This is a genomic window from Vibrio sp. S11_S32, from assembly GCF_014694465.1.
In the GTDB taxonomy this organism is placed as follows: domain Bacteria; phylum Pseudomonadota; class Gammaproteobacteria; order Enterobacterales; family Vibrionaceae; genus Vibrio; species Vibrio algicola.
Genome location: NZ_JAAUWS010000029.1, coordinates 1 through 22,916 on the forward strand (window position 1 = coordinate 1; position 22,916 = coordinate 22,916).

Here is a 22,916-nt window from a genome sequence, read left to right on the forward strand (position 1 = left end):
GTGGCCTCTCAGCATGGTCAGTTGTGTCCGAAATCGTCACAGCCGTGACGAATCGACAGCCCTACCCAAACGTATTCGGTTTTTAACGTTCACCAGCCCTGTCAATAGGGTGCTGGTGAACGCTTACAAAGTATTGCCTTTTGTGGTCAAAGGGATTGGCTTTGTGTTGTCAAAAATTAACGGCATGGGACGGTTAGAGTCGTTTAATGCAGTGAGCGCCTTGATGGTGGGTCAGTCTGAAAACTTTATCACTTATAAAGATATTTTAGGTAAAATGTCTGAGCGTAGAATGTATACCTTAGCAGCAACTGCCATGTCGACCGTTTCTATGTCAATCGTCGGCTCTTACATGCAATTGATTGAGCCTAAATATGTGGTGACAGCGCTGATCTTAAATATGTTCAGTAACTTTACTATTTTGTCACTGATCAACCCTTATGATTATGACTCTGAAGTAGATTTTGACACTATGGTGTCGGAAGGCCAAGCGGAGAAAAACAAGAATCATTCTTTGAAATGCTAGGTGAATACATCTTAACCGGTTTTAAAGTCGCGGTGATTGTGGCTGCGATGCTGATTGGTTTTATTTCTTTAATCGCCATGATCAATAAAGGTTTTGATATGGCCTTTGGTATTAGTTTCCAAGATACTCTTGGCTATGCGTTCTACCCAATTGCTTGGTTGATGGGCATTCCTTCTCACGAAGCGCTACAAGCTGGCAGTATTATGGCGACCAAATTAGTGACCAACGAATTTGTCGCAATGCTGGCATTGAAAGACCAAGCCCACGAGTTATCACAATTAACCGTTGGTACCATTTCGGTGTTCTTAGTGTCTTTTGCTAACTTTAGCTCAATCGGCATTATTGCTGGTGCGGTAAAAGGTGTGAATGAAGAGAAAGGCAATATGGTGGCTAAGTTTGGTTTACGTTTATTGTACGGCGCAACATTAGTCAGTATTTTATCAGCCATGATTGCTAATGTGGTGATGCAATAATATTTTGATTTGATGTAGCGGTGTTCTCACCGCAACATTTATTATTTTAACCCCATTCTATTGAGCTTGTTATTAGCTCCACATCACTAAAATCGCGGCGACAGCGACTAAAGTTAATCCGACGCCATCTTTAATGGCGACCTTTTGTTTTAGCCATAAAAATGAAATCAGCATGGTGAAAAATATCTCGACTTGTCCCAAGGTTTTGACATAAGGAACCGCCTGTAAAGACATTGCGCTAAACCACCCAATCGAACCTAAGCAACTGGCAATACTGGTGAGTAGTGTCAGTTTCGGGCGTTGCCACAATGCGTTAAGCGTACTCGGATCAGTAGAACCGATATAGATAAGCAAGATGATGGTTTGCAAGCTTATCACCAAAAACAACACCCATGCGGCGTCATAGGGAAACGGTAAATGCAGCGCCAAACTGGCTTCTCTTACCCATAGTGAGGTTAATGCAAACGCACAACCACAAGCAAGGCCAAGTAAAACGGTTTTTATCGACAGGCTCTTTATACCGCTGCTGGTACTCAATAGAAAAATGCCAACCCCACCAATAAACACCCCTGTCCATCCTAATAACGTTAAACTGGTACCAAAAAAGGCGACCCCTAAAATGGCGGCGGCTAAAGCTTCACTTTTGGCCAGCCCGGCACCAATAGCGTAATTATTTTGCTTAAACAGTAATACCATTAAGGCAGTTGCTAGGATCTGCATTAATGATGCGGCAATAATATAGCTGAGAAAGATCGGGTTAAATTCGGGTAATGCTGCCGGTTGATAAAGATAAAGCGAGCTTAAATAAATGGCAGCGATAGGACTTGCCCATAAAAAGCGGGCGAGGGTAACGCCTAAGGTTTTGACTTCAGAAGATAACCGGTTTTGAAAAGCGTTGCGCCAAGATTGCATAAAAGCGGCGAAAACGGTAAATGCAATCCATGTCATCTAAATGCCTGCTAAATCTGTTTATAAGGAGGCTCCACCATGAGTGTGATGGAGGCAGGGAAAGAGTTACATTAATCTCTAGGATCTTCACCGACCGTTAACGGTAATTTAAGTGGTTTACCATCTCGTAATATATCTAATTCAATATGAGTACCTGGGCGCAGTTCGGTTATCAGTTCCATCACGCTTTGGCTATTGACCACTTTCTTATTATTAATACTGACGATGATATCTTTTTCTTTTAAACCGGCATCTGCGGCGGGACCTGAAGGGGACACTTTCAGTACGATAATACCGTTCGTATGTTCTACCCCAAGTAAGCGTGCCGCGACGGCATTCATATCTTGACCATCGATACCAATATAACCACGGATCACACGGCCATCGGCAATAATTTTGGTCATAATTTTATTGGCTAAGGCGTAAGGGATGGCAAAGGAAATACCATAGGTCTCTAGATCGGTGGCTTGTTGGAAAGAGGCGGTATTAATGCCCACTAATTCACCACGAGTATTCACAAGCGCTCCACCAGAATTGCCTTTGTTAATTGCAGCATCGGTCTGAATAAAGGCTTGGCGACCATCGGTGCTGACCGACGAGCGACCAATGGCTGAAATAATCCCAAATGTGGTGGTTTGACCAAGGTTATACGGGTTACCAATTGCCAGCACAATATCGCCAATCTTAGCTTTATAGTTTGGATTTTGTGGGATAACTGGAAGGTTAGTCATATCCACTTTCAGCACGGCTATATCGGTTTGTTTATCTAAACCAACCAATTGGGCATTGGATACTCGGCCATCTTGCAGCGCAACCACGATTTGATCAGCTTTCGCCACCACATGGTAATTGGTAATAATATAGCCTTTGTCACTGACAATAACGCCAGACCCTAGACCTTGGGTTTTTAATTTTAAGTGATCGCCTTGGACATATTGGCGGCTATAAATATTCGCTACCGCAGGACCGGCGCGGTGCACCGCATGGCTAAAAGAGACATTAACCGCATCAATGGTTTCAACGTCAGGTTGTTTATTGAATAAATTAGGTAGATTTGGACGCAGTGAGGGAACCGCTAATAATAAAATGACGGCAGTTGCTAGGCCAATAAGAATAGGTCGCAGCAAAAATTTTAGCATGTAGCCCTCGGGTATCAGAGATTTGGAAAGAACAAAAACAGGCAATATAGAGTTTAAGAATAACATTGGATTGAAAACAAAGAAAAGAGAAGTTTACGGAGAAACTTCTCTTTTCTACTGTGTGGGTAAGGGGATGAATCGCTTAGATTAATCAACGGCCCATTTTATTGGTACTAAGGCGGTTACTTTATCTTTTCAACTTTTAGTCAATTAGGATGCCTTTTCTAAGTGTGGCGATTGTAGTACCGCTTTTTTCTGCTCTTTCAACACACCGGTTGCGCCATTAGCATAGTCTTTTGGTTGCACATCACTGATTTCATCAGCTTTAGTGTCGCTTGTTTCTTCCGTTGATTGAGAAATAAATGGACTGTCTTGTTGTGGCACATTGGGCAGTAAGTCGGTTGAGGTTTGCGCCATGTGTTGATAAAGCTTAGTGTAGCTTTTGCCTAGTGTATCGAGCATGTCAGCCGCACTAGAGAAGTGATCGGATAGCTCTTGGCGATGCTGCTCTAATTCGAATTTAGCGGCCTCTAGCTCTTTTTGTAATTGCTTATGTTTTTTGTATTCAGGTGTCATTAGGCGGGCAATAATAATGCCGATGATAAGACCTGCCAGTAAGCCTATTGCAGCGTAAAGAAAATCCATACAAGTTCCTTATTGTTGTTTTCTAACATGTTTGTTACAAGTTTGTTATGCATGTTGTGATTACATGGTACTATGACATTTCGGCTTGATAAAGCAAAAGCTGCCCCTAAAAACCGCCAACGTGATTTTAGACATTCGAGCGGTTGATTCGCAATAGTCGTTGAATAGCTAATTGGTTGAGAATAACGAATTAGTCATGGATAACAAGCTAGTGGTTGAATGAATATAATGACGCCAAAACAAAAATACCAATACGATCTTGAGCATTGTGGCTATCAACACGACTCCGCTCAGCAATTTGCCGTCGACAAACTGGATGTTTTATATCACCAGTTACTAGAGTATGTATCGAGCCCAGTTAAAAAGCCCAACTTTTTTGCAAAAATCTTAGGTCAAGCGCCTAAGGTATTGCCACCGCAAGGTTTATATTTTTGGGGTGGCGTTGGGCGCGGTAAAACCTATTTAATGGATTTGTTTTTTGATGCGCTACCACACTCTAAAAAGTCACGCATGCATTTTCACCGCTTTATGTTACGTGTGCATGACGAACTCGGCAGTTTGCAAAACACTAGCGATCCATTAGAAGTGGTTGCCGATCGATTAAAACAAGAAGCCGATATTATTTGTTTTGATGAGTTTTTCGTGTCCGATATTACCGATGCGATGATTTTAGGTACGCTATTTCAAGCATTATTCGCTCGTAATATGGTTTTGGTGGCCACGTCGAATATTCCGCCCAAAGATTTATATCGTAATGGTTTGCAACGAGCGCGCTTCTTACCCGCGATTGAGTTGATTGAAAAAAACTGTATAGAAGTGAATGTAGATAGTGGGGTCGATTACCGTTTAAGAACCTTACAACAAGCTGAGATCTATCATTACCCGCTAGATAACCAAGCGGCGCATAACCTGAATCATTATTATCTGCAGTTAAGTCGAGATGAATGTCAGCAAGTGCAAAGTATCGAGGTTAATCATCGCAATATTGAGGTGATGGGTGTGTGTGATGGCGTGTTATTGATTAGCTTTGAGCAATTGTGTGAAAGCGCGCGTAGCCAATCAGATTATATTGAAATCTCTCGTCTGTATCACACTGTATTAGTAGCAGGGGTTAAGCAAATGAGTCGCAACAATGATGATGCAGCTCGGCGCTTTATCGCGATGGTGGATGAGTTTTATGATCGCAATGTTACCTTGATTATTTCTGCTGAAGTTAAGCTTGAAGATTTATATTTACAAGGTCAGTTAGAATTTGAATTCCGCCGCTGTCAATCTCGTCTGGTTGAGATGCAGAGCGTCGATTATCTTGCAAATGAGCATTTGTCCTAAATTTAACGCTTGGGCCTTATCCATTGTTAGCCTGATTGGGGCGATCTGTGGATGTGAATATACGCAAAAACAGAATAAATACAGCCTTGAGCACTAGAAAGTGGCCCTTTTAAGGTTTTTTTACTGCGAAGTTAAAAAAAAACCTTTTTTGGAGAAAATAGATGCTTTTTAGCTCACACTTCTCTATAATCTTGCGACCCACCGTTACTGCAGGCGTAATTGTTCCTCTTTTTTAAAAAAGAGCAGCGCTATGCCGAGAGCACCAACGACTCGAAGGGGTGATGAATGGGACTCTTAGACAGTGGGAATAAGCTTCTCTTTTATAAGAGTTAAACTTGTTCCTTAAACTATGAATTTTAATTAAACGGGTATTTATTAGCATGAAAACTTTCGTTGCTAAACCAGAAACTGTAAAACGTGACTGGTATGTTGTAGACGCTGAAGGTAAAACTCTTGGCCGTCTAGCAAGTGAAATTGCATCTCGCCTACGTGGCAAACATAAAGCTGAGTACACTCCTCACGTTGATACTGGTGATTACATCATCGTTGTAAACGCTGAGAAAGTAGCTGTTACAGGTAACAAAGCGAAGGGTAAAATCTATTACCGTCACACTGAGTTCCCTGGTGGTCTAAAATCAATCTCTTTTGAAAAGTTGATTGATCACAAACCAGAAATGGCAATTGAACTAGCTGTTAAAGGTATGCTACCACGTGGTCCTCTTGGCCGTGCTATGTACCGTAAGCTAAAAGTTTACGCTGGCGCTGAGCACAACCATGTTGCTCAACAACCACAAGTACTAGACATCTAATCGAGGATTATCGAAATGGCAGAGAATCAATACTACGGCACTGGCCGTCGCAAAAGCTCAGCTGCTCGTGTTTTCATTAAACCAGGCAGCGGCAACATCGTAATCAACAAACGTGATCTAGACACCTACTTCGGTCGTCCAACTTCACGTATGGTTGTTAAACAACCTCTTGAACTAGTTGATATGGTTGAGAAACTTGACCTATACATCACTGTTAAAGGTGGTGGTATTTCTGGTCAAGCTGGTGCGATCCGTCACGGTATCACACGTGCTCTAATGGAATACGATGAAACTCTACGTCCTGCACTACGCGCAGCTGGCTACGTTACTCGCGACGCACGTTGCGTTGAACGTAAGAAAGTTGGTCTTCGTAAAGCACGTCGTAAACCACAATTCTCTAAGCGTTAATTTTCTCTACAGAGTTTTCTCTGTATTGCAAAATCAACGTCACCAGTTTTCTGGTGTGTGGTTTCAAAAGCTCGGCTTCGGTCGGGCTTTTTTGTGCCTGTAATATCTCCTTTTCTCAAGCGACCAAGGACGGAACAGCGTCTTTTCGACGTATTCAAATTGAGAAAATATTAAATGGAATTGGTATTATTCTTCTTATAACGGCCTTAAGTTTTCTGGCTTGTTCTCTTTGCTTTCCCTCCCATTTTTGCTTTCTTATTCCAGCTTAATCACGCTTTTGTGAGTTCACAAACAAATATGCTTCATAAATGTTACGAAAAAGTAGCTTACTCTTGTCTATAAGTCGCTATTTCTTTATCATTTAGCAAGATAGTGCATGCATTGACGTATACAAAATAAAAAAAATGCATGTTAATTACTTTAATTATAGAAATATTAAGAATACTAGGGATTTGGTATTTCTTTTGTATTTATTAAATGAATACAGTTTAAGTGGGAGAATGTTGGATGAGCAATGCGCCTATTAATAATGGCCGTCGGCGCTTTTTGACTGCCACAACAGCAGTTGTTGGTGGGATTGGAGCGGTGGCAGTAGCGGTGCCTTTTATTAAATCTTGGAACCCAAGTGAAAGAGCAAAAGCTGCTGGTGCCCCTGTCGAAGTGGATATCGGCAAACTAGAAGAAGGACAACTCGTTAGAGTCGAATGGCGAGGCAAACCTGTATGGGTAGTGCGCCGTTCTAAAGCAACGTTAGATGAATTGAATTCACTTAACGATAAACTGCGCGATCCAAGTTCGGAACAAGAACAGCAACCTGAATATGCGCATAACGCTTATCGCTCCATTAAACCTGAATATTTTGTTGCTGTTGGGATCTGTACTCACCTTGGTTGTTCACCCACTTATTTACCTGACTCTTTCAGTGAACAAGTCCAAGGCGTTTCATCTGGTTTCTTTTGCCCATGTCATGGCTCAAAATTTGATTTGGCCGGACGGGTATTCCAAGGCGTTCCAGCACCACTAAATTTAGTGGTGCCAGAGCATGGATACCTGACTGATACTCGCATCATTATTGGTGAAGCGGTTGATGCTGGCAACCAGAAAGGAGACGCTTAATGCAAGGTTTATTAGATTGGGTAGAAAAACGTCTACCTGTGATGGATGCGTATAAAAAGCATTTATCTGAATACCCTATGCCGAAGAACTTCAACTTTTGGTACATTTTTGGTTCTCTGGCGATGCTGGTGTTGGTTAATCAGATCTTAACTGGGATCTGGCTCACCATGAACTACGTACCTTCTGGCGAGGGAGCGTTCGCCTCGGTTGAATACATCATGCGTGATGTTGAATACGGTTGGTTACTGCGCTACATGCACTCCACTGGTGCGTCAGCATTCTTTGTTGTGGTTTATCTACACATGTTCCGTGGCCTTATTTATGGTTCATACCAAAAACCGCGTGAGTTATTGTGGATCTTCGGCATGTTGATCTTCTTGGTCTTAATGGCCGAAGCTTTTATGGGCTACTTACTACCTTGGGGGCAAATGTCTTACTGGGGCGCGCAGGTTATCATCTCGCTATTTGGGGCGATCCCTGTGATTGGTGATGATCTTACTCTTTGGATCCGTGGTGATTATGTTATCTCTGGTGCAACCCTAAACCGTTTCTTTGCTCTGCATGTTATTGCACTGCCGATTGTGTTGTTGTTATTGGTGGTGTTACACGTTCTTGCATTGCATGAAGTGGGTTCGAATAACCCTGATGGTATTGATACTAAAATACCAAAAGGTCCGGATGATAAAGGTGATCACACCACCCAGTTCAAATTCCATAAACAATACACCTCTAAATATAATATTAGAGATTCGATCCCGTTCCATCCGTATGGCACGGTAAAAGATATGGTGGGTATCGCCGGCTTCTTTATCTTCTTTAGTTATGTGTTGTTCTTTAACCCAGAGATGGGCGGTTATTTCCTTGAGCCACCTAACTTTGAAGCAGCGAATCCATTGAAAACACCAGAGCATATTGCACCAGTGTGGTACTTCACTCCGTTCTACGCCATTTTGCGTGCGGTACCCGATAAGCTATTAGGTGTGGCCGCGATGGGGGCATCAATATTGTTCTTATTCTTACTGCCATGGTTTGATCGTTGTAAAGTACGCTCGTTCCGTTACCGTAGTAAATGGCATCTGATCAATATTATTCAGTTCACTATTTGTTTTGTGGCACTTGGAATTCTGGGAACCTTACCGGCGACTGCTCTATATACACTATTGGCGCAGATAACCAGTTTAGGTTATTTCATGTTCTTCATTTTATTGTTTGTTTACAGTAAAAATGAAGCAACCAAACCATTACCAGAAAGGGTGACATTCAAATGAAAAAGTGGATTGTAGGGGCTTTTGCTCTAATTTTATCTGCCTTGTTACCATTATCGGTAATGGCAGCGGGTGGCAATGTTCATCTTGATAAAGCCAATAATGACTTAACCGATCAAGCTTCGTTGCAACGTGGTGCGCAAACCTTTATGAGTTACTGTTCGGGTTGTCACTCGACTCAGTACCAGCGTTATCAACGCGTGGCGACAGATTTAGGTATTCCTGAAGATTTAATGAAGGAAAACCTCATGTTTGATCCTAATGCAAAAATTGGCGATCTGATGACCAATTCGATCCCAGAAGATGCGGCTGCTAAATGGTTTGGTGCGCCGCCACCGGATCTCACTTTAGTGGCGCGAGTGCGTGGTGTTGATTGGTTATATACTTATTTACGCTCGTTTTACGCTGATCCTAATCGTCCATTTGGGGTGAATAATATCACCTTCCCTAATGTCGGGATGCCGCATGTGTTAGAAGGCTTGCAAGGGATCCCTGAGCCGGTTTATGCGACCCATACCGTTGATGGTAAAGAGCATAAAGTGGTTGAGTCTACCCGAGTGGATAAAATGGGCGAATTGACAACGAAAGAGTACGATCAAACGGTGCGCGATTTAGTGAACTTTTTAGAGTACTCGGGCGATCCTGTTAAATTGGAGCGTCACGCACTGGGTTGGTGGGTTATGGCCTTTTTAGCCTTGTTTACTATTATTGTCATATTACTGAAGAAAGAGTACTGGCGTGATGTGCATTAATTAGCAGAGTACATTAACGAGTGTTCCGATGCGGTTGAGCAAAGTACTTAAGCTAACCCCATTGGATATTGTAAATTGTACGCGGAATAAAAATTCACCCGACCAGTCACAATTGTGCTAAAATCGGCTGCTAATTTTTGTGTAATGGAGGCGTCGGCCTCCATTCCTTTTTATTTTATTACCAATTACTTTGATTGGTATTTACCTGCTGGAGGGCTTCTCAATGGCTGTAGCTGCCAATAAACGTTCTGTGATGACTCTATTTTCAAGTGCTTCAGATATGTATAGCCATCAGGTACGTATTGTTCTTGCTGAAAAAGGCGTGAGTGTTGAAGTTGAATTAGTAGAAGAAGATAACCTTCCTGCTGAGTTAATCGAACTGAATCCTTATAAGTCAGTACCAACTTTGGTTGACCGTGAACTTGCTTTGTACAACTCAAAAATCATCATGGAATATCTTGATGAGCGTTTTCCTCATCCACCATTGATGCCTGTTTACCCAGTTGCTCGTGGTAACAGTCGTTTGATGATGTACCGTATTGAACGTAATTGGTATTCTCAAGTAGAAAAAATCATTAATGGCACTGCGGAAGAAGCAGAAGCTGCACGTAATAAATTACGTAATGACCTACTGACTCTTGGCCCTGTGTTTGCTGAATACGAATACTTCATGAGTGAAGAGTTTAGCTTAATTGATTGCTACCTAGCTCCATTATTGTGGCGCTTACCTGTATTCGGTATCGAATTATCAGGCCCTGGTTCAAAAGAGCTGAAAATTTACATGAGCCGTGTATTTGAACGCGATTCATTCTTGGCTTCTCTAACAGAAGCAGAACGAGAAATGCGATTGGTTCGATAGTCATGGATATGGATAAGATGACGCCAAGACGTCCATATTTAGTTCGTGCTTTTTACGAATGGCTTTCTGATAACGAGTTAACGCCACATCTAGTGGTTGATGCCACTATGGTTGGTGTGCGTGTTCCGTTAGAATTTGTTGAAGATGGTCAAATCATTTTAAATGTTGCGCCGCGTGCGGTGGGAAATTTAGAAATGAGCAATGAAGCGATCACTTTTAGTGCTCGTTTCAGCGGTCGTCCTCATTCGGTGATTGTACCTATGTATGCGGTGCAAGCTATCTATGCCCGTGAAAATGGTGCCGGAACCATGTTTGAACCAGAAGATGGTTACGAACTTGAAGTCGAAAAAGCACAAGCGGCAGAAGATCAACAATTGTCGTCTTTAAGTAGCGTTGATCCAGAGCCTGAGGTTAAGCCACAAACCACCCCTCAAGCCGAAGCAAATCAAGATGCTGCGCCGACAAAATCGAAAGGCCGTCCAAGCTTAACGATTGTAAAATAAACACTATCTGCCGTCTTAGTACGGTTGATTAGTTAAGAAAAAGAGCATCAATACTTGAAAAAGTATGATGCTCTTTTTTATGCGCGTAAATCAAGGCGAAATTACGGATAACTCGTACCTCGTTTCCGCAATGACGGAATTCCACCCAAAAACTGTCATTCCATACGCGAGTAACACGAGCAGATAGGGAATCTCGCTTTTGCTTTTAACGCTCGACATTATTTTTGCGATTGCTATACTCATAGGTGTTTAGACGTCTAGATCGCTTATGGAGAGAGCGCAATGCCTATTAAGATCCCCGATCAACTGCCGGCTTCCGATATATTACGTCAGGAACGGATTTTCATCATGTCAGAATCGCGGGCGACCACTCAGATGATCCGCCCTTTAAAAGTATTGATACTTAATCTCATGCCAAAGAAAATTGAGACGGAAACTCAATTTCTACGTTTGCTTTCAAATAGCCCGCTGCAAGTGGATATCGAATTACTTAGAATCGATGATCGTCCAAGTAAAAACACCCCAGAAGAGCATTTAAATAACTTTTATCGCCAATTTGATATGGTGAAGAATCGTAATTTCGATGGTTTGATTATTACTGGCGCGCCACTTGGTTTGGTGCAGTTTGAAGATGTGGCATATTGGGAGCATTTACAAACCGTGATGGAGTGGGCGAATAATCATGTCACTTCAAGTTTGTATGTTTGTTGGGCGGCGCAAGCTGGGCTCAAGTTGTTGTATGATTTACCAAAACGTACCCGCAAAGAAAAGCTTTCGGGTGTTTATCAGCATGACGTTATTAACGAGTTTCACCCAATAGTCAGAGGGTTTGATGATTCGTTTTTAGCGCCACATTCTCGATATGCTGACTTTTCACCGGATTACTTAAGCGAACATACCGATCTTGATTTATTGGCAACGTCAGCCGATGCTGGCGTGTATTTGGCCTCAACCAAAGATAAGCGTCACGTATTTGTGACCGGTCACCCTGAATACGATGCACAAACATTGCATACCGAATACAGCCGCGATTTAGCCGAAGGCATGGATCCTGCTATTCCCTTGAATTATTACCCGAATGATAATCCAGATAACAAACCGATCGCGAGCTGGCGAAGTCACGGACACTTGTTGTTTGCCAACTGGTTAAACTACTGTGTCTACCAACAAACCCCATACGATTTAGAGCATTTCTCGTTAGATAAATTTACCCGAGATGATTAACCTAAACTCATAAGCTTGAGCTTCTGGCGAACAGTATTGATCGCGGAAAAATGGTCATAAAAAAAAAGCAGCTGATTAAAGCTGCTTTTTTAGATCTTCAATCAAGCTAATTATTTCTGCTTGTTGGCCGAAGCAGGTTTAGATTCAAGTTCCGCATCATCCATCTTCTTCTGGGCAACTTTTGCTTTGTTAATCAGAGGAATAATGGTTGAGCCTTGGATAAGAATAGAAAATAGAACCACCGCATAAGTCATTACCATAATAATTTCTTTCACATCAATGTGATGATAAGACACGAAGTATTTACCGTGAGGAATAGACAATGCCATTGCTAATGCTAAGCCACCACGTAAGCCGCCCCAAGTTAAAATTGGTACCGTCCAAGGGTTATATTTGCGGAAGCGTTTAAAGCCTTGGAATGGGATCCAGACACTTAAAAAACGGGCCAACAATACTAATGGGATCGCGATTGAGGTCATGATTAAATCTTGAATATGGAATTCAAATAATAATAAAGACATACCGATCAGCAAGAATAATATGCCATTGAGGAATTCATCCACGAGTTCCCAGAAATGATCCATATGCTCGGTACTCTCTTTTGAGAACCCAACATAACGTGTCCAGTTACCAATCATGATACTTGATACTACCATGGCCAATGGACCAGATACTTCCAAGACTTCGGCAAAGGCATAACCGGCGGTTGGAATACAAATGGTTAAGAGTAATTCCATCGAGTGATCGTTGGTGGAGCTAATAAGATAATGGAACACCAAACCAAGCACTAGACCATAAGCAATACCGCCGACCGCTTCTTGCAGGAATAAACTGACGACGCCACTAACGCTTGGTTCATTACCACTAAATGCCACAGTAAAGATGGTGACGAAAATAACCAAGCCAAAGCCATCATTAAATAATGATTCGCCTTCCACTTGAGTTGACACCCGTTGTGGGGCTTTCAGTTTTTTAACGATCGCTAATACCGCAATAGGATCGGTGGGTGAAATCAGCGCACCAAATAATAAACAGAAAACCAAATCAAGATCGAGATGAATGAATTGGCAGATCTCGTATAATGCAAAGCCAATAAAGAAGGTAGAAAAAAGCGTCGAACCCAATGCTAAAATGGTGATTTCCCATTTTTGATCAGCAAAGTGCGGTAATTTAATTCCTAAGCCACCCGCAAAAAGCAAAAATCCCAGTATCCCTTGTAGTAAAAAGTCTTCAAAATTGATTTGCGCCATGGTGTGTGAGGCAATATGCAATAAATTGAACCAGCCGCTATGACCCGCAATGAGAATAAATAATGATAAAATCATCGCTCCTGCGGTAATGGCTATGGTGGTCTGCATGCGACCGAACTTGCTGTTAATTAAAGCAATAACCATCGCGGCAAACGATAGAAAGCAGAGTATATTGTATACTGACATGGACCAACCTTGGCTGTGTGTAACAAATTGTAATTTGCGTAATTTTCCAGCTGATTATAACAAAGGTCAACTGAAATTTGTCGACTATTAATGGTTAGATTAAAAAAGAATAGAAAAACGATGAATTAACCATAACGAAAACTTATTTTAGACGTCTAGATTTCTATGATAGGATGGATTAAAACGATTAAGGAAGAGGTTGTATTGTGATGGGAAGCACTTTAAATCAACGGATCAACACTCAAGTAGTGTTAGAAAAACTATTAACCCAACGCATCTTATTGATAGATGGTGGTATGGGTACCATGATCCAATCGCATAAGCTCGAAGAGCAAAATTACCGTGGTGAACGCTTTGCCGCTTGGCATAGTGACTTAAAAGGTAACAATGACTTATTGGTGCTAACTCAGCCCCAACTGATTAAAGAAATCCATTGTGATTATTTGGCCGCTGGCGCTGATATCCTTGAAACCAATACCTTTAACTCGACCACCATTGCGATGGCCGATTACGACATGGAAAGCCTGAGCGCCGAGATTAACTTTGCCGCCGCCAAACTTGCCCGTGAAGCTGCCGATGAATGGACGGCAAAAACGCCAGATAAGCCTCGTTTTGTGGCAGGGGTGCTAGGTCCGACTAACCGTACGTGCTCTATTTCTCCTGATGTTAACGATCCAGGCTTTCGTAATGTTAGCTTTGATGAGTTAGTGACTGCTTACTCCGAATCTACTAAAGCCATGATTGAAGGCGGCGCCGATCTGATCATGATCGAAACCATCTTCGATACCCTTAATGCCAAAGCGTGTGCCTTTGCGGTTAGCGCGGTGTTTGACCAGCTAGGCTATAAATTGCCAGTGATGATTTCAGGGACTATCACTGATGCCTCGGGCCGTACGCTTTCAGGTCAAACCACTGAAGCTTTTTATAATGCCATGCGTCATATTGAGCCGATTTCATTTGGTTTGAACTGCGCTCTTGGTCCGGATGAATTACGCCAGTATGTGGCGGATCTTTCGCGAGTGTCTGAGACCTTTGTTTCTGCTCACCCTAATGCCGGTTTACCGAATGCATTTGGTGAGTATGATCTGGAACCGCGTGAAATGGCGCGTCATATTCAAGAGTGGGCAGAAAGTGGTTTTCTCAATTTTGTCGGCGGTTGTTGTGGTACCACACCTGAGCATATTCGCCAAATGGCGCGGGTGGTAGAAGGCATTAAACCTCGTCAGTTACCCGATATCCCTAAAGCTTGCCGTTTATCAGGTTTAGAGCCGGTCACCATCGATAAAGATTCCTTATTTGTTAATGTGGGCGAGAGAACCAATGTCACCGGTTCGGCCAAATTTAAACGCTTAATTGTCGATGAGCAGTACGATGAAGCATTGGATGTTGCTCGTGAACAAGTGGCCAATGGCGCGCAGATTATTGATATCAACATGGATGAAGGCATGTTGGATGCCGAAGCCTGTATGGAGCGCTTTTTAAAGTTGTGTGCTTCAGAACCAGAAATTTCCAAAGTGCCGATTATGGTCGATTCTTCAAAATGGGAAGTGATTGAAGCGGGCTTAAAATGCATTCAAGGTAAGGGCATTGTTAACTCCATTTCGATGAAAGAAGGAGTGGATAAGTTTATCGAGCAAGCGAAATTGATCCGTCGCTATGGTGCAGCGGTGATCGTGATGGCGTTTGATGAACAAGGCCAAGCCGATACCCGCGAACGTAAAGTTGAAATTTGTACTAAGGCTTATCATATTCTGGTGGATGAAATTGGTTTTCCGCCGGAAGATATTATTTTTGATCCCAATATTTTTGCCATTGCCACCGGTATTGATGAGCATAATAACTACGCGGTCGATTTTATTGAAGCCGTCGATGAAATCAAAAAAACACTGCCTTATGCCATGATTTCTGGCGGGGTGTCGAACGTATCATTTTCATTCCGCGGCAATAACTATGTACGTGAAGCGATCCATGCGGTATTCCTCTATCACTGTTTTAAGCGCGGTATGGATATGGGGATTGTGAATGCCGGTCAGCTTGAAATTTATGACAACATCCCAGAAAAATTGCGTGAAGCGGTTGAAGATGTGGTGCTTAACCGTCATTCAGATGCCACTGAAAATCTACTCGAATTAGCCGAAGAGTATCGCTCGAACGGAGTGGGTAAAGTCGAAGATCCAAATGCTTTGATCTGGCGTACTTGGGAAGTGGAAAAACGAATTGAACACTCATTAGTCAAAGGCATTACCGAATTTATTATCGATGATACCGAAGAAGCGCGTTTAAAGCTGGATAAGCCGATTGATGTGATTGAAGGTCCATTAATGGACGGCATGAACGTGGTGGGGGATTTATTCGGTGAAGGTAAAATGTTCTTGCCGCAAGTGGTGAAGTCGGCTCGAGTGATGAAGCAAGCTGTAGCCTACCTTGAACCTTTTATCAATGCCTTAAAAGATGAAGGTCAGCGCTCGAATGGTAAGATTTTGTTGGCCACCGTAAAAGGCGATGTGCACGATATTGGTAAAAACATTGTTGGCGTGGTGCTGCAATGTAATAACTATGAAATCATTGATTTGGGCGTAATGGTGCCTTGTGAAACTATCTTTAAAGTCGCACGCGAAGAGAACGTCGATATCATCGGTCTATCGGGGCTGATCACGCCATCATTGGATGAAATGGTGTATGTCGCCAAAGAAATGGAGCGCCAAGGGTTTGATATTCCATTGTTAATTGGCGGAGCGACCACTTCAAAAGCACATACTGCGGTTAAAATTGAACAAAATTATAATCAGCCAGTGGTGTATGTGAATAATGCTTCACGCGCGGTTGGGGTGTGTTCGGCATTACTGTCTGACAGTTTACGTCCGGCATTTATCGAAAAGCTTAGTCTTGATTATGATCGTACTCGTGATCAACACGCGCGCAAACGGCCTAAAACCAAGCCGATCACATTAGAAGCGGCGCGCGCCAATAAGGTTGATATTGATTGGCAAACTTATACTCCGCCTGCACCTATGCAAACTGGTGTCCATGTGTTTGAACATATTGATGTATCGGTTTTGCGTAATTATATCGATTGGACCCCTTTCTTCCTGACTTGGGGATTAATGGGCAAATACCCTGCGATTTTTGAGCATGAAGAAGTGGGCGAAGAAGCGAAACGTATTTTTGATGATGCGATTGGTTTGCTTGAGAGGGTAGAAAAAGACGGCATTTTAAAAGCCAGCGGTATTTGTTCGATGTTCCCTGCCAATAGCGTGGGGGATGATATTGAAGTGTACGCCGATGAGTCGCGCACCGAAGTCATTAAAGTGCTGCATAACTTGCGCCAACAAACCGATAAACCGAAAGGACCTAACTACTGTTTATCCGATTACATTGCACCTAAAGACAGCGGTAAAGCGGATTGGATTGGTGGGTTTGCGGTCACTGGCGGAATTGGCGAACGTGATTTAGCCGATGCTTATAAAGCGGCAGGCGATGATTACAACGCGATCATGATCCAAGCAGTAGCGGATCGATTAGCCGAAGCATTTGCAGAATATATGCACGAGAAAGTGCGTAAGGAAATCTGGGGTTATGCTGCCGATGAAAACCTCACCAATAACGATCTTATTCGTGAGAAATACCAAGGTACTCGCCCAGCGCCTGGCTATCCTGCTTGTCCTGAGCATACCGAAAAAGGCAGCCTATGGGAGATCCTAAAGGTAGAAGAAAGCATTGGTATGTCGCTGACCACCAGTTATGCGATGTGGCCTGGAGCGTCGGTTTCCGGTTGGTATTTCTCTCATCCAGATTCTCGTTATTTTGCTATTGCGCAGATCCAACAAGATCAAGCCGAAGAATATGCTAGGCGTAAAGGCTGGGATGAAGTGGAGATGGAAAAATGGTTAGGGCCTAACTTGAGTTAAAGCCAAGGCCTGTCACTGAGTATAAAAAAAGAGCGGATCCTGATGGATGCGCTCTTTTTATATAAGAAGTATCGTCATTGCTCAAACGAGGCACGAGTTATCCGTGATTTCGCTTTTTAACCCTATCAGTAAGGATGAAAGCGAGATTCCCTATCAGCTCGTGCTACTCGCGTATGGAATGGCGTTTTCAATGCGACTCGCGTATGAGGTGATCGTTTTAGATCACCTCACGGTTTGTATTCGCGACAGATGGTATACGAACATATCACTTATTCAAACAAGGCGTGATGCAAAACTTGTATGGCTTGTTTGGATTCATCTTCGCTGACTAAAAAGCATAAATTATGCGGGCTAGCGCCATAACAAATCATACGGATATTAAACTCTTCGAGTGCGCTAAAGACTTGCTTAGCATATCCTTTTTTGCCGCTCATTTTATTACCAATTAAGGCGACCAAGCTTAAATTATGCTCGACTTCAACCGTACACAGTTGTTCTAGTTCTGCACGTGCTTCAATCGGCAACTGCGGTGCACCGCCAGAAGTATTGGTTTGATCTAATGTTAAAGAGACACTGACTTCAGAGGTGGTAATTAAGTCGACCGAGATTTGGTACTTGGCTAAAATGGCAAACACTTGCGCTAAAAAGCCATACGCTTGGTACATTTCTGGGCAGCGTAGCGTTACCATGGTTTGATTGCCGCGCAAAGTTAATGCTCTAAACAACGGGGCGCTCTCGACTTTTTGACGGATCCAAGTACCACCATTTTCAGGTTGACGAGACGATCCGACAAAGACTGGGATTTGATGGCGCAATGCAGGTAATAAGGTCGAAGGGTGTAAAATTTTCGCGCCAAAATTGGCCATTTCCGACGCTTCACTAAAGCTGATTTCAGCAATAGGAGCCGCTTTGGGGGCAATACGAGGATCGGTAGTGTAAATGCCAGGTACGTCGGTCCAGATCTCTAGCCCTTCCGCTTTAACCGCTTCAGCAATTAATGCGGCGCTGTAATCACTGCCGCCACGTCCTAGTGTGGTGGTATTGCCTTCGCTGTCACTGCCAATAAAGCCTTGAGTGATCACCACCTGCTTTTGACATAGTGGGACTAAATGTTGTTCTGCAAGTTGCGATATTTCACTGATAATAGGCTCGGCTTTACCATGTTCAGAATTGGTGCGCAGGATCTCACGAATATCAAAACGAACCGCATCAATACCGCGCTCAACCATTAATTGAGTCAGAATATGAGTAGACATTAACTCGCCACACGCCACAATATGATCGGTTAATTTATCACTGGTTTGAAAAGAGGCCGCTTCTGCCATGCTAGCCAGTCGAACTAACACCTTATTGACCGCATCATTGGTCGCTTTGGATTGTGATAGCTGCGCAATGATATCATCGTGGATAGCGCTGATCTTGGTTAATAATTGCTGTCTATGTTCAGCGTCAGTCACACCTAGCGAAAGCTCGACTAATAAATTGGTCACGCCCGAACAAGCACTGCTGACCACTAGTTTTGTGGCTGGATTGTTTTCTATAATTGTCGCGCAACGGCTCATCGCCTCGAAGTTTGCTACACTGGTTCCGCCAAATTTTGCTACATTAAATGCGCTCACAACCTTGTCTCCCTTAATACCTAAATGGCCTATTCCAAACTAGAATAAGCAAACGTCCAATGTTGAAGAGAAGTCGGTTGAGCGAGTTTACAAGATACATAGAAGCTATAGCTGAGCAGCATAGCCATGTAAATTATAGAAGCTCACCATCAATGATCTTGCCAAATATAGGGTCTCGACATTGATGACAGTTGTTAGGATTCAGCCTAAACAACCGATGATATATCCGTCTTATTGGAATATAGAAACACCCACCATGTTTATTCACCTCGGCGTAACTCTCCCTGAATTTATCGTATCGGCCTTGGGGGGACCACGAAAAATCTGCCTAGGTTACGCTCCTCTCCTTGTTACAAAAAGTGCTTGAATGTCACATTTTTGTCACTCTTCCATTGAACGGTTTTGCACGATAAATGTCAATATGCATTGTGAATCTTTATGGCTATTTTTAAACCGTTATTACTTATCACCTTATTGCTATTTTACCCGCTCGAATAACAAGAGAGCTTCGCTTATGAGTTTTAATATTAAGTGAGGATGTTCACATCTTGGTAAATGACTTTCGACTGTTGAGTCAGGTTAAATTGCGGCATGTTACAAATTTGTTTACAGTGGAACAAGACGCCACTCAAATTAAGGATAATAAGATGATTCAACGCTTTTACCCACCACGTCGTATTCTCATGGGACCCGGCCCATCCGATATTTCTCCTTATGTATTGCAAGCACTGAGTCGGCCAACCATCGGCCATCTGGATCCGCTGTTTATTGGCATGATGGATGAAGTCAAAACGCTATTAAAATATGCTTTTCAAACTGAAAACGACTTCACTATTCCGGTGTCTGCGCCAGGCAGCGCTGGGATGGAGGCCTGTTTTGTTAACTTATTAGAACCCGGCGATAAAGTTATCGTGTGCCGTAATGGTGTGTTTGGTGAGCGGATGCGTGAAAATGCCATTCGTTGTGGCGCGCAAGTCGTGCTAGTGGATGATGAATGGGGTCAACCGGTCAGTGTCGATAAAGTGCAAGTTGCGTTTGAACAAAATCCCGATGTAAAAGTATTAGCTTTTGTGCATGCTGAAACCTCAACTGGCGCGTTGAGTGATGCGCAAGCGTTAGCAAAAGTTGCGAAGCAGTTTAATGCATTAACCATTGTCGATGCGGTGACCTCACTTGGTGGCGTGCCATTAAAAGTGGATGAATGGGGATTAGATGCGGTGTATTCAGGCAGTCAAAAATGTTTGTCGTGCGTTCCTGGTTTATCACCAATAACTTTTTCACCCAAGGCCATAGAAAGAATCCAAGCACGTACCACACCCGTGCAAAGCTGGTTTTTAGACCAAAGCTTGGTGCTAGGTTATTGGAACGGCGGCGCAAAACGTAGTTATCATCATACTGCGCCAGTCAATAGTCTGTATGCTTTGCATGAGTCATTACTAGCCTTGCATGAAGAAGGTCTTGAAAATGCGTGGCAACGGCATGCGGATATGCATCAACAGCTCAAAGTCGGTTTAGAAGCATTAGGCTTTCGTTTTGTCGTGGATGAAGCATGTCGCTTACCACAGTTAAACTCAGTGTATTTACCGGAAGGTGTTGATGATGGCGCGGTTCGGGCTAGCCTGCTAGATAATTATAACCTGGAGGTCGGTGGCGGTTTAGGCGCGCTGGCAGGAAAAGTATGGCGGATTGGTTTGATGGGCTACAGCGCGAAACAAGAAAATGTCGCGCTATGTTTAAAAGCACTGCAACAGACTTTAACTCAATAGCGAATTAAATCGACCAATATTGGTTAAAAATCAATGGCAGTAAAAACGGTATGAAAGGGCAAAAAAGGGAGCGGTTGATACGGCTCCCTTTATTTTTTTTGGTTATTTAGCAGGAACTTTCGGAGCCATAACCGAATTGCTGAACGCTTGAACTTCCATTGCTTGGCTCGTGGTTAATTCGGTGCTTTCACCCGTTGTCGCTTGCGATTGGGCATGTGACGCACGTTCGGCCTTGGGAATAAACCGCACTTTAGAAAAATCTTGATTCGGGAATAAAAATTCAGCTTCATGACGGATCGCTTGCGCTTTATCCATCTCACCTAAACCTTGATAAGCCACAATCAAACTAGAATAAAATGCTGGGCGAGGTTTGTGTTTAATTATTTCGTTAGCCCAATCAATAAAAGGTTGAATGTATTCTGGTTTTTCCATTACTAACCCAATATTTAATTGGGTTTTATACACATCCCAATCAAAGCGATCTTTCCACACACTCGGGTTGGTTACTTGCTGTAAAAGTTCGGGGTTAACCTGACGACTACGCTCAAATTTATTCAGTACAATATTGGTTTGCAGCGCTGAAATCATATAAAACGTGGTGAGAATTGGCAGCACTAAAGACACGATGCTAAGAAAACTTTTGCTGATAGAGCTAAAGCCCGCTGTTTGATACTGAGAGGTGAGTTGGTCGACCCAATAAATCAGCATGATAAAGATCACCCAATGCACGGCCGAGTGATAAAAAGGGTACTCTAATTGGGTGTGCAAGACGAGTGGAAAGAATAGTGCAGCAGTGGCTAAACGTGCGCCAGAGCTGACTTTGCGTATTTTTCGTAATACCAATAATGTAGCCAATAATAGGCCCATTAAAGGGACAATTCCGCCTTCTACCGCCCAGTATAATAGTTCGTTATGTGGATGATCCATCGAGGCTAGGCCAGCATGATAATCTGGGGTTATTTGATGCTGTCTGGCGGTATAAACAATATAAGCCGGTTCAAAACGGCCGTAACCATAGCCGGTTAATGGTTTTTCTATCACCATATCTAAGGTTTGAGGAAAGGTGTAACGGCGTGGACTTTCTAGGTTTGATTTTTGTTCAATGAGCTTATTTCCACCATTTGCTTCCGCGATACCATAACCGGCTGCTAAGCCCAGAACCACTGCAAAGCACCAAAGTGAAAATTGTTTGGCAGATAAAAAGCGTTTTAAATAAGGAAGTAACAATACACAACCAACAATGCCGCCTAACCAACCGGTTCTTGAGGCGAGTACCCATAATAAAGGAATGCTAATGATTGGGAAAAGGTACAATAATCCATTTAGTAGCGGATGATACTTCTCATTGCTTTGATGTTGGCGCGCCAACAAATAACCTGAAATGACTAAACCGGTGGCAACAAAACTGGCCATCACATTCGGTTGTTGAAAAATACCAAATGGGCGATTGCTGACGGTGTTATAACCGAGTGGGTTGCCAGGTTGGAGGACTAAATATTGGATATAGGCATAAACGATTTCAATCAATACCCCGATCAGAATAAACCACAGCAAGGTTTGGCGTTGTTTGATGCTAAATTGAAATTGTTGCAACATACAAAAAAATAGCCAACCACCCCATAAGCCAATTAAGCGCGTGATAGCATCTTGCGGTACCGAAGCGGAATAAAAGACAGGAATGGTGAGTAAAATACACACCACCAACAACCCGATGGTTAAACTTGAATAGCGCCACGAACGCTTAGCACCAGTTTCGTACAATCCAATCGCAATACAAAAGCTCACCGCCAACCATACCGCAGGATTAAAGGGTAATAATAATCCAGAGCCACCAGGGTTAGGTTGAAAAAAATGCATTGCGAGGCAGAAAATCAACCCTATCGACCATAAAAAAGGTTTGATCAGTGTTCGAGAGGCGGGTTGCGTATCGAGTAAGGTACCTTGGGTGTGTAAAGTCGCCATCGCGAGTGTGTTCCTAATTAAACGAAGATTAAATTATTTTGGTTGTGAAACATGAAGCCACAATTATAAAGATGACTATTCTATACGTAAGTAACACGAGCTGCGTCGCTCGATATATGTTGTCATTCCATATGCGAGTAGCACGAGTAGATAGAGGATCTCGCTTTTATTTATATTCAAAAAGCGATATTACGGATAACTCGCCCCTCGCTGCTTTGGCCATGTTAACGTT

The 22,916-nt window shown here is 42.9% G+C and carries 18 protein-coding genes, 1 pseudogene and 1 riboswitch; of the genes and pseudogenes, 13 read left to right on the plus strand and 6 right to left on the minus strand.

The window, feature by feature from the left end; translation table 11 throughout:
* Both HC723_RS17905 and HC723_RS17910 read left to right on the plus strand, forming a co-directional pair.
* Positions 1 to 523, plus strand: a 523-nt coding sequence (locus tag HC723_RS17905; protein ID WP_446751404.1) for a nucleoside recognition domain-containing protein, incomplete at its 5' end; no start/stop codon positions are given.
* A complete protein-coding gene (locus tag HC723_RS17910; RefSeq protein ID WP_274601942.1) occupies positions 517 to 996 on the plus strand; it encodes a nucleoside transporter C-terminal domain-containing protein in 480 nt (159 codons plus the stop codon). The genes HC723_RS17905 and HC723_RS17910, both read left to right, overlap by 7 nt.
* A 72-nt stretch (positions 997 to 1,068) precedes the next feature.
* Here the strand turns inward: HC723_RS17910 and HC723_RS12295 are convergent, their stop codons facing one another.
* The 3 genes from HC723_RS12295 to zapG all read right to left on the minus strand — a co-directional run bounded on the left by HC723_RS12295 (position 1,069) and on the right by zapG (position 3,728).
* Complete coding sequence (locus tag HC723_RS12295; RefSeq protein ID WP_190339308.1) at positions 1,069 to 1,944, minus strand: DMT family transporter; 876 nt, start codon at positions 1,942 to 1,944, stop codon at positions 1,069 to 1,071.
* Positions 1,945 to 2,015: 71 nt separating this feature from the next.
* On the minus strand, positions 2,016 to 3,083 hold the full coding sequence (gene degS, locus HC723_RS12300; protein WP_190339309.1) for an outer membrane-stress sensor serine endopeptidase DegS: 1,068 nt from the start codon (positions 3,081 to 3,083) through the stop codon (positions 2,016 to 2,018).
* 210 nt (positions 3,084 to 3,293) lie between these two features.
* Positions 3,294 to 3,728 (minus strand): Z-ring associated protein ZapG, encoded by a 435-nt coding sequence (zapG, locus tag HC723_RS12305; RefSeq protein ID WP_153446113.1) that lies wholly within the window; start codon positions 3,726 to 3,728, stop codon positions 3,294 to 3,296.
* 228 nt (positions 3,729 to 3,956) lie between these two features.
* Between zapG and zapE the strand changes: the two genes are divergently transcribed.
* The 9 genes from zapE (at position 3,957) to metA (ending at position 11,993) form a co-directional block, all read left to right on the plus strand.
* A complete protein-coding gene (gene zapE, locus HC723_RS12310) occupies positions 3,957 to 5,057 on the plus strand; it encodes a cell division protein ZapE (protein WP_153446115.1) in 1,101 nt (366 codons plus the stop codon).
* Positions 5,058 to 5,437: 380 nt separating this feature from the next.
* Positions 5,438 to 5,866, plus strand: a complete 429-nt coding sequence (gene rplM / locus HC723_RS12315) for a 50S ribosomal protein L13 (RefSeq protein ID WP_153446117.1) — start codon at positions 5,438 to 5,440, stop codon at positions 5,864 to 5,866.
* Between the two features lie 15 nt (positions 5,867 to 5,881).
* The gene (gene rpsI, locus HC723_RS12320; RefSeq protein ID WP_089122251.1) at positions 5,882 to 6,274 is read left to right on the plus strand and encodes a 30S ribosomal protein S9; all 393 of its coding nucleotides are present in this window, start codon (positions 5,882 to 5,884) and stop codon (positions 6,272 to 6,274) included.
* Between the two features lie 507 nt (positions 6,275 to 6,781).
* Positions 6,782 to 7,390, plus strand: coding sequence for a ubiquinol-cytochrome c reductase iron-sulfur subunit (gene petA / locus HC723_RS12325; protein WP_153446119.1), 609 nt, complete (start codon positions 6,782 to 6,784; stop codon positions 7,388 to 7,390).
* Positions 7,390 to 8,658 carry a cytochrome b gene (locus tag HC723_RS12330; protein ID WP_153446121.1) on the plus strand — a complete coding sequence of 423 codons (1,269 nt, stop codon included), beginning with the start codon at positions 7,390 to 7,392 and terminating at the stop codon, positions 8,656 to 8,658. The genes petA and HC723_RS12330 overlap by 1 nt, the downstream gene beginning before the upstream one ends.
* The gene (locus tag HC723_RS12335; protein ID WP_153446123.1) at positions 8,655 to 9,407 is read left to right on the plus strand and encodes a cytochrome c1; all 753 of its coding nucleotides are present in this window, start codon (positions 8,655 to 8,657) and stop codon (positions 9,405 to 9,407) included. Before HC723_RS12330 ends, HC723_RS12335 begins: the two co-directional genes overlap by 4 nt.
* Before the next feature lie 223 nt (positions 9,408 to 9,630).
* Positions 9,631 to 10,266 (plus strand): stringent starvation protein SspA, encoded by a 636-nt coding sequence (sspA, locus tag HC723_RS12340; protein ID WP_153446124.1) that lies wholly within the window; start codon positions 9,631 to 9,633, stop codon positions 10,264 to 10,266.
* Positions 10,267 to 10,268: 2 nt separating this feature from the next.
* Positions 10,269 to 10,769 (plus strand): ClpXP protease specificity-enhancing factor, encoded by a 501-nt coding sequence (sspB, locus tag HC723_RS12345; RefSeq protein WP_190339310.1) that lies wholly within the window; start codon positions 10,269 to 10,271, stop codon positions 10,767 to 10,769.
* 282 nt (positions 10,770 to 11,051) lie between these two features.
* Positions 11,052 to 11,993 (plus strand): homoserine O-acetyltransferase MetA, encoded by a 942-nt coding sequence (gene metA, locus HC723_RS12350; protein ID WP_153446128.1) that lies wholly within the window; start codon positions 11,052 to 11,054, stop codon positions 11,991 to 11,993.
* 110 nt (positions 11,994 to 12,103) lie between these two features.
* On the opposite strand, the gene HC723_RS12355 is transcribed toward metA, so the two are convergent.
* Positions 12,104 to 13,429, minus strand: coding sequence for a cation:proton antiporter (locus HC723_RS12355; RefSeq protein WP_190339311.1), 1,326 nt, complete (start codon positions 13,427 to 13,429; stop codon positions 12,104 to 12,106).
* A gap of 209 nt (positions 13,430 to 13,638) precedes the next feature.
* Between HC723_RS12355 and metH the strand changes: the two genes are divergently transcribed.
* A complete protein-coding gene (gene metH / locus HC723_RS12360) occupies positions 13,639 to 17,337 on the plus strand; it encodes a methionine synthase (RefSeq protein ID WP_190339319.1) in 3,699 nt (1,232 codons plus the stop codon).
* A 269-nt stretch (positions 17,338 to 17,606) separates the two neighbouring features.
* On the opposite strand, the gene lysC is transcribed toward metH, so the two are convergent.
* A complete protein-coding gene (gene lysC / locus HC723_RS12365) occupies positions 17,607 to 18,956 on the minus strand; it encodes a lysine-sensitive aspartokinase 3 (RefSeq protein ID WP_190339312.1) in 1,350 nt (449 codons plus the stop codon).
* A gap of 131 nt (positions 18,957 to 19,087) precedes the next feature.
* Positions 19,088 to 19,310: riboswitch (Lysine riboswitch) on the minus strand.
* A 293-nt stretch (positions 19,311 to 19,603) separates the two neighbouring features.
* On the opposite strand from lysC, the gene HC723_RS12370 reads away from it, so the two are divergent.
* On the plus strand, positions 19,604 to 20,722 hold the full coding sequence (locus HC723_RS12370; protein ID WP_190339313.1) for a pyridoxal-phosphate-dependent aminotransferase family protein: 1,119 nt from the start codon (positions 19,604 to 19,606) through the stop codon (positions 20,720 to 20,722).
* 198 nt (positions 20,723 to 20,920) lie between these two features.
* On the opposite strand, the pseudogene HC723_RS12375 reads toward HC723_RS12370, so the two are convergent.
* Positions 20,921 to 22,684 (minus strand): annotated as a pseudogene (locus HC723_RS12375) (PglL family O-oligosaccharyltransferase); the annotation flags it as partial.
* Positions 22,685 to 22,916 lie beyond the last annotated feature (232 nt).